This window comes from Pedococcus sp. (genome assembly GCF_036000045.1).
In the GTDB taxonomy this organism is placed as follows: domain Bacteria; phylum Actinomycetota; class Actinomycetes; order Actinomycetales; family Dermatophilaceae; genus Pedococcus.
The window spans coordinates 144,976-157,983 of sequence record NZ_DASYGF010000016.1; the positions used below are offsets into that span (position 1 = coordinate 144,976).

A 13,008-nucleotide genomic window follows, 5' to 3' on the forward strand; every position below is an offset into this window, starting at 1 on the left:
CTCTGGGCTTTGTCGCGAAGGCGAGTAATCATGATTACATGACAACACGAACAACCGCGGAGGCGTGGCTGGCCGGCCGCCTCCCGGACGACTGGTTCACCGGCCCCGTCGAGGTCCGCCGTGACCGCGACGAGCTGATCATCGTCGGGTCGCTTCCCGCGCCCGAGCTGGCGGACGACGCCGACGAGACCGAGCGCGGGCTCGCAGCGGCGGCCCGCGCCAAGACCTTCCGCGAGGAGACGCGCGAGCGGCGCATCGAGATTGCTCGCGAGCTCGAGCACCTCAGCGGCCGGAAGGTGTCCTGGGCCGTGCGCGTGGGCGAGCACGAGACCCTCTTCACCCACCTCGCCGCCCCCGTCATGACCCGGCTGCGCCAGCCCGAGCGCCGGGTCCTCGACACCCTGGTCGACGCCGGGGTCGCACGGTCGCGCGCCGACGCGCTCGCGTGGTGCGTCAAGCTCGTCGGCGAGAACTCCGACAGCTGGCTGGGTGAGCTGCGCGAGGCCATGGCCCGCGTGGACGAGGTCCGCAAGAAGGGCCCCGGGGCCTGACCGTATGCCGTCCGCTCACGGCGAACATGAGCGGACCGCGCTCAGGTCCGGGAACAGGGTGTCCACCCCCGGCGTTGCGCACGGTGAACGGCCGCACGGCCTCGCTCCTTCGTCCCGATCGAGTATCGGTCGGCGAAAGGCGTACGCCAGGGTCAGACAGCACGGATAGCATCGAGGTGATCTCGATTAGGCAGGAGCAGAGAGATGTTTGAACGGTTCACCGACCGAGCCCGTCGGGTGGTCGTGCTTGCGCAGGAGGAAGCGCGCATGCTCAACCACAACTACATCGGGACGGAGCACATCCTGCTCGGCCTCATCCATGAGGGTGAAGGCGTCGCCTCCAAGGCTCTCGAGAGCCTCGGCATCTCGCTGGAGTCGGTCCGCGAGCAGGTCCAGGAGATCATCGGCCAGGGCCAGCAGGCCCCGAGTGGTCACATTCCCTTCACGCCGCGCGCCAAGAAGGTCCTCGAGCTGAGCCTGCGTGAGGCCCTGCAGCTCGGCCACAACTACATCGGCACCGAGCACATCCTGCTCGGCCTGATCCGCGAAGGCGAGGGCGTCGCCGCCCAGGTCCTCGTCAAGCTGGGAGCCGACCTCAACCGCGTGCGCCAGCAGGTCATCCAGCTCATCTCCGGCTACCAGGGCAAGGAGGGCCAGACCGCGGGTGTCGGCGCCGGCGTCCAGCCGGAGGGCACCCCGGCGGGCTCGCTCGTGCTCGACCAGTTCGGCCGCAACCTCACCCAGGCGGCGCGAGAGGGCAAGCTCGACCCGGTCATCGGACGTGAGAAAGAGATCGAGCGGGTCATGCAGGTGCTGTCCCGCCGCACCAAGAACAACCCTGTCCTCATCGGCGAGCCCGGTGTCGGCAAGACCGCTGTGGTCGAGGGGCTCGCCCAGGACATCGTCAAGGGCGAGGTGCCCGAGACGCTCAAGGACAAGCAGCTCTACACCCTCGACCTCGGCGCGCTCGTGGCCGGCAGCCGCTACCGCGGTGACTTCGAGGAGCGCCTGAAGAAGGTCCTCAAGGAGATCCGCACCCGCGGCGACATCATCCTGTTCATCGACGAGATCCACACCCTCGTCGGTGCAGGCGCCGCCGAGGGCGCCATCGACGCCGCCAGCATCCTCAAGCCCATGCTGGCCCGTGGTGAGCTGCAGACCATCGGTGCGACCACCCTCGACGAGTACCGCAAGCACATCGAGAAGGACTCGGCCCTCGAGCGGCGCTTCCAGCCGATCCAGGTTGCCGAGCCCACACTGAGCCACGCGATCGAGATCCTCAAGGGGCTTCGGGACCGCTACGAGGCCCACCACCGGGTCTCCATCACCGACGGCGCCCTGGTGAGCGCGGCCAACCTGGCCGACCGCTACATCAACGACCGGTTCCTGCCCGACAAGGCGATCGACCTCATCGACGAGGCGGGCGCGCGGTTGCGCATCCGCCGGATGACCGCTCCGCCGGACCTGCGCGAGTTCGACGAGAAGATCGCCGCCGTGCGCCTCGAGAAGGAGTCGGCCATCGACGGCCAGGACTTCGAGAAGGCCGCACACCTGCGCGACGACGAGAAGAAGCTGCTCGCCCGCAAGGCCGAGCGCGAGTCCCAGTGGAAGTCCGGGGACATGGACGTCGTCGCCGAGGTGGACGAGGAGCTCATCGCCGAGGTGCTGGCCGCCAGCACGGGCATCCCGGTCTTCAAGCTCACCGAGGAGGAGTCCAGCCGCCTGCTCCACATGGAGGACGAGCTGCACAAGCGCATCGTCGGCATGGACGACGCCATCAAGGCGCTGTCCCAGGCGATCCGCCGCACCCGTGCGGGGCTCAAGGACCCGCGTCGTCCGGGTGGCTCCTTCATCTTCGCCGGCCCCACCGGCGTCGGTAAGACCGAGCTCGCCAAGACGCTGGCCGAGTTCCTGTTCGGTGACGAGGACAGCCTCATCCAGCTCGACATGTCCGAGTTCTCCGAGAAGCACACCGTGTCGCGGCTCTTCGGCTCCCCGCCCGGCTACGTCGGCTACGAAGAGGGCGGCCAGCTGACCGAGAAGGTCCGTCGCAAGCCGTTCTCGGTGGTGCTGTTCGACGAGGTCGAGAAGGCCCACCCCGACATCTTCAACACCCTCTTGCAGGTGCTCGAGGACGGCCGCCTCACCGACTCCCAGGGCCGGATGGTCGACTTCAAGAACACCGTGATCATCATGACCACCAACCTCGGCACCCGTGACATCTCCAAGGGCTCGCTCGGCTTCTCGGCCGGCGCGGACACCCAGAGCGGTTACGAGCGCATGAAGAACAAGGTCACGGACGAGCTCAAGCAGCACTTCCGCCCCGAGTTCCTCAACCGCGTCGACGACACCATCGTCTTCCCCCAGCTCACGCAGGAGGAGATCGTGGCCATCGTCGACCTCGAGATCGCCAAGCTCGACAAGCGGCTCAAGGACAAGGACATGGGCATCGAGCTCACCGTCGCGGCCAAGAACGTCCTGGCCAAGAAGGGCTACGACCCCGTGCTCGGCGCCCGCCCGCTGCGGCGCACGATCCAGCGCGAGATCGAGGACGTACTGTCCGAGAAGATCCTCTACGGCGAGCTCAAGGCCGGCGAGCTGGTGCTCGTCGACGCCGAGGGCGAGGGCAAGAGCGCGACGTTCACGTTCGTGGGCACGCCTCACCCGAGCAGCATCGAGCTGCCGGTCATCGAGACCGTGGGCGACAGCAGCGACTGACGTCCGCCCCGAGCAGACAGATCAGGTATGCCGCGTGGGTGACCACGCGGCATACCTGTCTGTGCAGTTCTGGTCGGCACGCCTGCCCTTGTCCGATTTCCGCTGCTCTGCCACGTACCCTGGGCGCGTGAATCTGCCCAAGCTCCCCCGTCGACCGCTACTCACCGGCCTGCTTGCCGCGCCTCTGGTGGCTGCCGCCTGTTCCGGGAGCAAGCCCAAGCCGGCCGTCTCGCACACGACGACCCCTCCCGCGCCGACACCGGCCCCGAAGAGCACGGCCGTGACCGGTCGCGGGCTGCCGCCGGACCTGCTGGCGGTGATGACGTCGCTCTACCACGGTGGGGCGGTGCCGGCGAGCCCGGCCGTCGTGCGACCGCTGCACGCCCGCACTCCGCTCAAGGGCGCCGTGGCGACCGCGGGGAGCCTCGGCACCTGGGGCAGGACCCCGATCGCGGTCGTCACGGCCGGCAAGGACGTGACGCTGCTGGTGAAGGCTCCGACCTGGCGCGTCGTGGGCGGCTGGTGGCCCTCCATGAAGGTCGCGGCCCAGCCCACCGGGGTGCGTCGAGTCCTCGTCGTCGGCTCGGACGCCCGGCCCGGTGAGGATGTGGGCCGCTCCCGCGGTGACAGCCTGCACATCGTCGCGTTCGACGGGCAGGGCTCGGGCGGCATCGTGGGCATCCCGCGCGACTCCTACGTGCCCCTGGCGATCGGTGGAGTCGGCAAGATCAACTCGGCCCTGTCCCTCGGTGGGCCCGACAAGCTCGTCGAGACGGTGACCTCCCTGACAGGCGTCACCGTCGAGGGCTATGTGCTGACGGGCTTCGCCGGCTTCCAGGCGTCGGTGGACGCGATCGGTGGACTGCGGTTCAACGCACCCACGACCGTCATCGGCACGCTCGGAGACACGTTGGTGAAGAAGGGCCCCAACCTGCTGAACGGGTTCCGGGCGCTGAACTTCGCGCGAGACCGGGACACCGTGCCCGGCGGTGACTTCGGGCGGTCCGCGAACCAGGGCTTGATCATCATGGCTGCGGCCGTGATGGCGCGTGCTGCCGGGCCCCGCGCGATCCCTGGCTACCTGACCCGCTTCACCCCCCATGTCGCCTCCAACCTCAGCGCCGAGCAGATCCTGACGCTTTCGTCGATGGCCTTCCGCACGTCGCCGGCGCGGTTCCGCAGCAAGGTGGCACCCGGTGTGGGCACCATGCGTGGGAACCAGTCGATCGTCGAGCTCTCTCCCCAGGCCCCGGCCCTCTTCGCGGACATCAAGGATGGCCGGCTTGGCTGACGGCGCTCAAGTGGTGGTTCGGTCGGCCCGCACCTCCGACGTGCGCGCGATCCGCGATCTCGTCGCGCCACTCGCCGAGGCCGGAGTACTGGTCACCAAGGATGCCGTCACCTACTACGAGGCGGTGCAACAGTTCCGGGTGGCCGAGCTCGGTGGTCGGGTCGTGGGCTGTGGAGCGCTGCACGTGATGTGGGAGGACCTCGCCGAGATCCGCACCCTGGCAGTCAGCCCCGACGCACACGGCAAGGGGGTCGGCGCCTCGCTGCTCACGACCCTGATGGACGATGCCCGCGACCTGGGGGTGAGCCGGCTCTTCTGCCTCACGTTCGAGGTGGGGTTCTTCGCGCGGCACGGGTTCGAGGCGATCGAGGGCCAGGCGGTCGAGCCGGAGGTGTATGCCGAGCTCGTGAGGTCCTATGACGAGGGTGTGGCGGAGTTCCTCGACCTCGAGCGCGTCAAGCCGAACACCCTCGGCAACACCCGGATGCTGCGCACCCTCTAGCGGCGTCCGGTCACCCGAATGCGCACCGCGCCGACCAGGACGAGCAGAAGGACCCCTGAGATCACGCCGAAGCCCAGGCGGGGGACCAGCGGCAGCGTGATGCCGATGCCGCCCCCGACCACCCAGGCGATCTGACGCACCGTCTCCGACCAGGCGAACATGCGGGTGCGGACCGACTCGACGATGTCGCGCTGGATGATCGCGTCTCCGGCCAGGTTGATCAGCTGCGCCGACAGCCCCGCGACCAGACCGAGGGCCAGCAGGGTCGTCAGGGAGTAGAAGACCGCTGTGGCCCCAGTGGCGAGCACGTCGACGATGAGCGTCGCGGAGACGATGAGGTCGGGGCGGCGGCGACCCAGTGCGTTGCCCACGAGGGTCGCTGCGGCGTTGCCCAGGCCTGCGGCCCCGGCGACGAGGGCAAGCACCTCCGTGCCGCCGTAGCCCGGGAGGGGATGCTCACGCATGAGGAATGTCATGAACAGGGTGAGGAATCCGGTGAGCAGCCGGGCGCCGACGGCGCACGCGAACGACGCCCGCACCGTCGTCGGCAGCGCAGCGATGCGCGCTCGCCACGCCCTCGCCCCGCGCCCGCGAGGTGGCCCGCCCTCCCCGACCTCCACCGGCACGGTGTCCTCGAGGTAGCGCTCGCCGACGTTGGAGTCGATCCGGGCCGGCAGCCGGATCGCCAGCACCGTGCCGGCGACATAGATGAGGAAGGCGAACCTCAAGGACCACTCGGCGCCCACCCGCGCGAGGGCGCCAGCCAGGCCTCCGCCCACGGCGATGCTCGCCACCCCCGCGAGCGCCTGTCGCGAGTTGGCCTTGACCAGGCTGAATCCCGGGGGGAGGACACGCGGCACCGCCGAGGAGCGACTGACCCCGTAGGCCTTCGAGGCGACGAGGCAGCCGAGGGCGGCCGGGAACAGCCAGGGAGACCCACCGGTGACCACCCCGGCGAGCACCCAGGAGAGGAAGGCGCGGACCGCCAGTGTGGTGCCGATGGCCCACCGTCGGCCGTTACGGAACCGGTCGAGCAGCGGCCCCACGAACGGCGCGAGCACCGCGAACGGTGCCATGGTGAGCAGCAGGAACTGCGCCACCTGCCCGCGTGCCTCGTCCGTGGGCATCGCAAAGATGGTCCCGGCGAGGCTGACGGTGAGTGCCGCGTCGGCACACCCGGTGACGAAGTGGAGCTCCACCAGGCGGGCCAGACCACTCTCGCCCGCACCTGCGGAGTGGGTGTAGGCGCGGGCCCGGCGAGCCCCGGCGCGGCTACCGCGTCCGGCCAGCCTGGCCCCGGCCAGGGCTCCGCGCCCCATGATGCGTCCCGTCCGAGACGCGCCGTGAGCCAGCGCCGAAGCGGTGCGCCGCGCCTGGCTGGCTCTTGGCCCCGGGCCGGCTTCGGGCTGCGGGCCGGCGTGCGGATCCGCGTCGGGCTCGGGGCTGGGGGTCATCTCAGCTCGCCCTGCGTTCGCCGGGCAGCCGGAACAAGCCATGGTCGAGTGGCTCGACCAGCCCGTCCGCGACGAGTGAGTCCAGGCATCGCTCTCGTTGGCCGGGCTCGGCCGCGACTGCGTCGAGGGCGGATCGCTCGACCGGTGCGTCGCTGGCCCGAAGGATCGCGAGCAGGGCCCCCCGAACCATCCGGTCGGTGCCGGCCCATGCCTGCCCCTTGCGGGGAGCCCCCGTGTGCGGGGGGTGGCCGGTGGCCCGCCAACGGCACTGGGCCGCGACGGGGCAGTCGCCGCACCGCGGTGCGCGGGCGCTGCAGACCAAGGCTCCGAGCTCCATCACGGCGACGCTCCACCTCCGGGCCGCGGACGGGTCCGGCGGCACCAGCGCGGCGGCGACCGCCAGCTCGGCCCGGGTCGGCGATCGGGGTGGGTACTGCTCGCCACCGACCACGCGGGCCAGCACTCGGCGGACGTTGGTGTCCACAACGACCGTGCGCTCTCCGAAGGCGAAGGTCGCTACTGCGGCAGCGGTGTAGGTCCCCACCCCAGGCAAGGTCAGCAGGGTCTCCTCGGTGTCGGGCACCAGGCCGCCGTAGCTCGCGACCATCGCCGTGGCGGCCGCGTGGAGGCGCAGCGCCCGCCGTGGGTAGCCCAGCCGCCCCCATGCCCGCACAGCCTCACCGGGCGGCTCCGCGGCCAGCGCCGCAGGATCGGGCCAGCGCTCCATCCAGGCGCGCCAGACCGGCTCCACGCGGGCGACGGGCGTCTGTTGGAGCATGATCTCAGAGACGAAGACGCCCCACGGCGAGGCATCGGGACGGCGCCAGGGCAGGTCGCGGGCCTGCGCGGCATACCACTCCAGCACGCGCTCGTGCAGCGCAGAGGTGGAGGGCGACGCGCTCACACGTAGCGTTCGAGGATGCTCGACTCGGCGAGGCGGGACAGGCCCTCGCGGACGGCGCGGGCGCGGCCCTCGCCGACACCGTCGACGTCCATGAGCTCCTCGAGGTTGGCCGCGAGCAGCTTCTGGAGACTGCCGAAGTGCTCGACGAGGCGGTCGACGATGGCGCCTGGAAGGCGCGGCACCTTGGTCAGCAGCCGATAGCCGCAGGGACTGACCGCGGAGTCGAGCGCGTCCCCGCCGATGGTGAAGCCGACGGCCTTGGCGCCGGCTGCCAGGTCGAGCAGCTCGGTCGACGTCAGCTCCTCGAGGGCGGCCATGGCCTCGTCCACCGTCAGGCTGACCTTGGCCAGTGGGAGGTAGTCGCGGATCACCAGCTCGCGGTCGTTGCCGAGCCCGCCCGTGAGCTCCTCGAGCTGGAGGGTGAGCAGGCGGCCGTCGACACCGAGCTCGACCACGTAGCCCGCGATCTCGTCGCTGATCCGGCGCACCATCTCGAGGCGCTGCAGGACGCTCGCGACATCACGGACGGTGACGAGGTCCTCGATCTCGAGGGCTGACAGGGTGCCGGTGACCTCGTCGAGCCGCGACTTGTAGCGCTCGAGCGTCTGCAGCGCCTGGTTGGCGCGGGACAGGATCGCGCTGGAGTCCTCGAGGACATAGCGGCGGCCGTCGACGTAGATGGCGACGATGCGCATCGACTGGCTCACCGAGATCACGGGGTAGCCGGTCTGCTTGGCCACGCGCTCGGCGGTGCGGTGGCGGGTGCCGGACTCGCTGGTCTCGATCGACGGGTCGGGCACCAGCTGGGTCGCGGCCCGCAGGATCCGTGACGCCTCACGGTCGAGCACGATGCCGCCGTCCATCTTGGCGAGCTCGCGCAGGCGGGTCGCCGAGAACTCCACGTCGAGGGGGAAGCCTCCGGTCGACAGGCTCTCAACCGTCCGGTCGTGGCCCAGCACGATGAGCGCGCCGGTGCGGCCGCGCAGGATCCGTTCGAGACCGTCACGCAGCTCGGTGCCAGGGGCCACCGCTGCGAGGGTGGCGCGCAGCGCGTCGTCCTCGCGAAGTTCCACTCTCACGTCCCTTGCTCTGCCGGTCTGGTCTGGCGCGAGTCTAACCGGGCGGACCCTGCAGTGCGGCGCCGACCGCGCGCCGGATGTCGGGACATTCGACCACGGTCATGCCCTCGGGCGTGGGCCCGGTGCCGACGACCCCCGCGGGGACATAGGCCGTGCGGAACCCCAGTCGCGCGGCCTCGCTCAGACGACGCGGTATGCCGCTGACGGGGCGGAGCTCGCCGGCCAGCCCGAGCTCGCCGAAGGCGACGGAGTGCTCGGCCAGCGGACGGTCGGTCAGGGCACTGGCCATCGCCAGCGCCACGGCCAGGTCGGAGGCGGGCTCGGTGAGACGCACCCCGCCGACGGTGGACAGGTAGACGTCCTGGGTGCCGATGGGCGCCCCCGCTCGGCGTCCGAGGACGGCGATGATCATCGCGACGCGAGCCGAGTCGAGGCCGCTGGTGGCGCGCCGAGGGGTGGGGATCTCGCTCTTGGCGACCAGCGCCTGCACCTCGGTCATGAGCGGACGTCGCCCCTCCAGGGTGACCGTGACGCAGGTGCCGGGGACGCTCAGCGTGCCGCGCGACAGGAACAGCCCGCTCGGGTCGGCGAGCCCCACGATGCCGACGTCGGACAGGTCGAAGCAGCCGACCTCGTCCGTCGGCCCGTAGCGGTTCTTGACCGCGCGCACGAGGCGCAGGCGGGAGTGCCGGTCGCCCTCGAACTGCACCACGACGTCGACGAGATGCTCGAGGACGCGCGGACCGGCGATCGACCCGTCCTTGGTGACGTGCCCGACGAGCAGCGTGGCGATGCCGCGGGACTTGGCGACCTGGATCACCGAGGCCGCCACCTCACGCACCTGGCTGACGTTGCCGGCAGCGCCCTCCACCTCGCCGCTGGCGATGGTCTGGACCGAGTCGATGACCAGCAGGTCAGGCTGCACGGCCTCGATCTGGCCGAGCACCGTGGCGAGGTCGGTCTCGCTGGCCAGGAAGAGGGAGGCTGCCATCGCCTCGATCCGCTCGGCGCGCATCCGAACCTGGGCTGCCGACTCCTCGCCGGTGATGTAGAGCACGGTGCGGCCGTCGCCCTGGCGAGCGGCCCGGGCCGCGACGTCCAGCAACAGGGTCGACTTGCCGATGCCCGGCTCGCCGGCCACGAGGACCACGGCGCCCGGCACCAGGCCGCCACCGAGCACCCGGTCGAACTCGCTGACCCCGGTGCTGCGCGCCTCGGCGCGCCGGACGTCCACATGACCGATGGGCACAGCCGGGCGCTCGACGGGCGCTGCGCTGGTGGTGCGGACGGTGACTGCCCCCAGCTCGCTGACGCTGCCCCAGGCCTGGCACTCGCCGCAGCGACCCACCCACTTGACCGTGGTCCAGCCGCACTCGGAGCAGCGGAACCCGCTCGACTTGGTCGACGCCTTTGCTGCCATGGGCGACAACCTACGGGCCGGGACCGACAGCGGCCGCCGACCTCCGGGGCTGGTGCGACTTACGCGGCCGGAGTCGGCGTGTCGTGGGCCGGGAGCGAGCGCTAGTCGCACCGAGCGGGGTCAGGCGGACTCGGCGACCTGCTTCAGCCCGTCGAGCATCCCCTGCCAGCTCTGGGAGAACTGCTCGGCCTGGGTGGCGTCGGTGCAGCCGTCCTGGGTCAACGCGACGATGGTGACGCCGTCTGAGGACGACAGCTCATAGCGCACCGTGTGGTAGTTCTCCGGTACGTCCTCCGCGCCGGTGAGCGGGCTGTAGTGCGTGACCTCCAGCAGCCGCCCGGGATCGGCCTGCAGCACCTCGCCCTTGTCCTGGTACGCCTTGCCCTCCCACTGACCGCTCCAGGTGATGGGGCTGCCGGGCTCGTAGTCGCTCTCGACCTGGCTGCCCATCATGTACTCGGCCACCTGGGCCGGGTCGGTCATGGCCTCCCAGACGCGCTCAGGCGAGGCCTGGATCTCGGTGCGGGCGGTGGCGACATGGCCCGTCATTGCTACCTCCGGGGTTGAGTTCAGTACCGACGGTGCCACAGGCTGACGGCATAGTCGACCGTCGTGCCCTCGTGCTCGGCCAGGATGCCCTCCGCGGCCGTCTCGGGGAACTCGATCCGCACCACGTCCTCGAAGTCCGCCCGGGAGTCGAAGGTCCACGTGATCGTCAGCCGCTCGCGCGACCACCCCTGCCGGCTCCAGAACCGCTCGACCGCGAGCGGGTCGTAGGACGGGTAGGCCCGCCTGAACCAGCGGCCGAACGTCGAGCGCGTCGCGTCGTTGTCGATGACGTATGCCGTGCCGCCGGGGCGCAGGACGCGCTCCAGCTCCGCGAGGCCAGGCTCCGCGCCCGCGCCGAAGAAGTAGGCCCAGCGGGCGTGCGCGATGTCGACCGAGTCGTCGGCGAGCGGAAGGTCCTGCGCCACACCCTCGACCACCCGAGCCGTCGGGATGCCCTTGACGCGCTCGTGCGCCAGCTCGACCAGCGGTGGGTACGGCTCGACGCCGACGACGGAGGCGCATCCGAGCTCGACGAACCGGGGCAGGTGGAACCCGCTGCCGCATCCCACGTCGACGAGATCGGCACCCTGGAACGGGTGGAGGGCCGCCATGGCGGACTCGATCACGCCGGCCCGGTCGACCCCGAGGTTCTCGACCTCGTAGACGTCAGGCGTGTCCCAGATGTTCGGGCTGCGTGTGGGGTCGTTCACGGGCGCTTGCGGGCCGCTTGGGCGGTCAGGGTCGCCGGGTGGACGAGAAGGGGCAACATCTTGCGGGAGTAAGCGTTTCGCGCGGCCTTCACGCTCGCCAGGTGGGCTTCGCAGCGCAGCTCGAGCTCGGCATACGCCTTCTCGCCCATGAGCTCGATGAGCTCACCGCGGTTGCTGCGGTAGACGGGCTCGCGGCCCACGTGGGCCTCGGGGTTGCCCGAGCAGTACCAGTCGAGGTCGTGGCCGCCGGGCCCCCAGCCGCGGCGGTCGTACTCCGTGATGGTGACCTCCTGCCAGCTCGAGCCGTCGGGCAGCTCGACGGTGCGGTAGGTGCGCCGGATCGGCAGCTGCCAGCAGACGTCGGGCTTGACGGTGTGTGGCGCTTTGCCGGTGAGCACGGCGTGCTGGTGCAGCGCGCAGCCGGCCCCCGCGGGGAAGCCCGGCCGGTTGAGGAAGATGCAGGCGCCGTCGACGACCTTGGTCTTGAGCGCGCCGTCCTCGACCTCGGTCCACGCCGACTGCCTGGTCGAGCCCGGGTGCAGCTGCCACTCGTCCTCGCCGAGCTCCTTGACCACCGCCTTGACCCGCTTGACGTCGTCGTCGTCGGTGAAATGCGCGCCGAGGGTGCAGCACCCGTCGTCCGGCCGGTCGGCATAGATGCCCTGGCAGCCGTTGCCGAAGATGCACGTCCAGCTCGAGGTCAGCCACGTCAGGTCGCAGCGGAACCGCTGCGGCGTCTCGGACGTGTCCGCAGGGTCGGTGAACTCCACCCAGATGCGGGCAGTGTCGAGCGTGGTCTCAGGCACGGAGCAACCCTACGTCCCGATAGCGTTGAGTCATGCGCCTCGGGGTGGTCGATGTCGGCTCCAATACCGTCCACCTCCTGGTCGTCGACGCCCACCGGGGCGCCCAGCCGTTGCCGGCGACCTCCCACAAGCGGGAGCTGCGGCTGTCGGAGCACGTGTCCACGGAGGGGCTCATCGACGCGGCGGGGGAGCAGGCGCTGGTCCGGTTCATCACCGAGTGCCTCGCCGTGGCGGAGGACCAGGGCGTCGAGGAGGTCATGGCCTTCGCCACCAGCGCGATCCGTGAGGCGCCCAACGGTGAGGAGGTCCTCGCCCGCGTGCGGGCGCAGACCGGGGTCGCCCTCGAGGTCCTCTCGGGTGAGGACGAGGCGCGCCTGACCTTCCTGGCGGCGCGCAGGTGGTTCGGCTGGTCGAGCGGCACCCTGCTGGTCGTCGACATCGGTGGCGGCTCGCTGGAGCTCGCTGCCGGGATGGACGAGGAGCCCGACGCGGCCGTCTCGCTGCCCCTCGGCGCGGGCCGCCTCACCCGCGACCTGCTGCCGGGCAACCCACCGGGCGCTGACGTGGTTCGCGCGGCCAGGCGCGAGATCCGGCTGCGCCTGGCCGGCGCCGTGAGGCCGCTGACCAAGGCCGGACCCCCCGACCGCGCGGTCGGCACCTCCAAGACGATGCGCTCGCTGGCGCGCGCCCTCGGCGCCGCACCCAGCAGCGATGGCCCGTATGCCGTGCGGCAGCTCGAGCGCACGGAGCTCACCCTGCTGGTGGGCCGGCTGGCAGATATGACGGCCGCCGAGCGCGCTCAGCTCCCCGGCATCTCGCCTGGCCGGTCCCGGCAGCTGCTCGCCGGGGCGCTCGTGGCGGAGGCTGCCCTGGACCTGCTGGGGGTCGACCGCTTGGAGATCTGCCCATGGGCCCTTCGCGAAGGCGTGATCCTCAGCAGGCTCGACGCCCTGCGCTGACGGTCGCCGCGTCCGTCGCCCCTCCGCAGCCCTGCTCGCCCGTACGAGGCGGCTCGGTACGCTCG

At 71.0% G+C, this 13,008-nt stretch carries 12 protein-coding genes; 5 read left to right on the plus strand and 7 right to left on the minus strand.

Annotation, left to right across the window (positions count from 1 at the left end; all coding sequences use genetic code 11):
* The first annotated feature begins 38 nt into the window (after positions 1-38).
* The 4 genes from VGN50_RS02925 (at position 39) to VGN50_RS02940 (ending at position 5,062) form a co-directional block, all read left to right on the plus strand.
* Complete coding sequence (locus VGN50_RS02925; RefSeq protein ID WP_327443137.1) at positions 39-551, plus strand: hypothetical protein; 513 nt, start codon at positions 39-41, stop codon at positions 549-551.
* 204 nt (positions 552-755) lie between these two features.
* Positions 756-3,269, plus strand: coding sequence for an ATP-dependent Clp protease ATP-binding subunit (locus VGN50_RS02930; protein ID WP_327443138.1), 2,514 nt, complete (start codon positions 756-758; stop codon positions 3,267-3,269).
* 127 nt (positions 3,270-3,396) lie between these two features.
* On the plus strand, positions 3,397-4,560 hold the full coding sequence (locus VGN50_RS02935; protein ID WP_327443139.1) for an LCP family protein: 1,164 nt from the start codon (positions 3,397-3,399) through the stop codon (positions 4,558-4,560).
* Positions 4,544-5,062, plus strand: coding sequence for an amino-acid N-acetyltransferase (locus VGN50_RS02940; protein WP_414694533.1), 519 nt, complete (start codon positions 4,544-4,546; stop codon positions 5,060-5,062). Before VGN50_RS02935 ends, VGN50_RS02940 begins: the two co-directional genes overlap by 17 nt.
* Here VGN50_RS02940 and VGN50_RS02945 read toward each other — a convergent pair.
* The 7 genes from VGN50_RS02945 to VGN50_RS02975 form a co-directional block, all read right to left on the minus strand.
* Complete coding sequence (locus tag VGN50_RS02945; protein ID WP_327443141.1) at positions 5,059-6,381, minus strand: MFS transporter; 1,323 nt, start codon at positions 6,379-6,381, stop codon at positions 5,059-5,061. The two genes, VGN50_RS02940 and VGN50_RS02945, sit on opposite strands and share 4 nt — an antisense overlap.
* A gap of 136 nt (positions 6,382-6,517) precedes the next feature.
* Positions 6,518-7,420: an A/G-specific adenine glycosylase gene (locus VGN50_RS02950; protein WP_327443142.1), complete on the minus strand. Its 903-nt coding sequence runs from the start codon at positions 7,418-7,420 to the stop codon at positions 6,518-6,520.
* A complete protein-coding gene (disA, locus tag VGN50_RS02955; protein WP_327443143.1) occupies positions 7,417-8,493 on the minus strand; it encodes a DNA integrity scanning diadenylate cyclase DisA in 1,077 nt (358 codons plus the stop codon). Before disA ends, VGN50_RS02950 begins: the two co-directional genes overlap by 4 nt.
* Positions 8,494-8,533: 40 nt before the next feature.
* A complete protein-coding gene (radA, locus tag VGN50_RS02960) occupies positions 8,534-9,919 on the minus strand; it encodes a DNA repair protein RadA (protein ID WP_327443144.1) in 1,386 nt (461 codons plus the stop codon).
* Between the two features lie 120 nt (positions 9,920-10,039).
* Positions 10,040-10,468: an SRPBCC domain-containing protein gene (locus tag VGN50_RS02965; RefSeq protein ID WP_327443145.1), complete on the minus strand. Its 429-nt coding sequence runs from the start codon at positions 10,466-10,468 to the stop codon at positions 10,040-10,042.
* Between the two features lie 20 nt (positions 10,469-10,488).
* Positions 10,489-11,178 (minus strand): class I SAM-dependent methyltransferase, encoded by a 690-nt coding sequence (locus VGN50_RS02970; protein WP_327443146.1) that lies wholly within the window; start codon positions 11,176-11,178, stop codon positions 10,489-10,491.
* The gene (locus VGN50_RS02975; RefSeq protein WP_327443147.1) at positions 11,175-11,984 is read right to left on the minus strand and encodes a hypothetical protein; all 810 of its coding nucleotides are present in this window, start codon (positions 11,982-11,984) and stop codon (positions 11,175-11,177) included. Before VGN50_RS02975 ends, VGN50_RS02970 begins: the two co-directional genes overlap by 4 nt.
* Positions 11,985-12,016: 32 nt before the next feature.
* Here VGN50_RS02975 and VGN50_RS02980 point away from each other — a divergent pair, with 32 nt between their 5' ends.
* A complete protein-coding gene (locus VGN50_RS02980; RefSeq protein ID WP_327443148.1) occupies positions 12,017-12,943 on the plus strand; it encodes a Ppx/GppA phosphatase family protein in 927 nt (308 codons plus the stop codon).
* Positions 12,944-13,008 lie beyond the last annotated feature (65 nt).

Coding starts and splice junctions, on each gene's coding strand:
- VGN50_RS02925 (WP_327443137.1), top strand. CDS start 39: ATGACAACACGAACAACCGCGGAGGCGTGGCTGGCCGGCCGCCTCCCG.
- VGN50_RS02930 (WP_327443138.1), top strand. CDS start 756: ATGTTTGAACGGTTCACCGACCGAGCCCGTCGGGTGGTCGTGCTTGCG.
- VGN50_RS02940 (WP_414694533.1), top strand. CDS start 4,544: ATGGCCGGCTTGGCTGACGGCGCTCAAGTGGTGGTTCGGTCGGCCCGC.
- VGN50_RS02945 (WP_327443141.1), bottom strand. CDS start 6,381: ATGGGGCGCGGAGCCCTGGCCGGGGCCAGGCTGGCCGGACGCGGTAGC.
- radA (WP_327443144.1), bottom strand. CDS start 9,919: ATGGCAGCAAAGGCGTCGACCAAGTCGAGCGGGTTCCGCTGCTCCGAG.
- VGN50_RS02965 (WP_327443145.1), bottom strand. CDS start 10,468: ATGACGGGCCATGTCGCCACCGCCCGCACCGAGATCCAGGCCTCGCCT.
- VGN50_RS02980 (WP_327443148.1), top strand. CDS start 12,017: ATGCGCCTCGGGGTGGTCGATGTCGGCTCCAATACCGTCCACCTCCTG.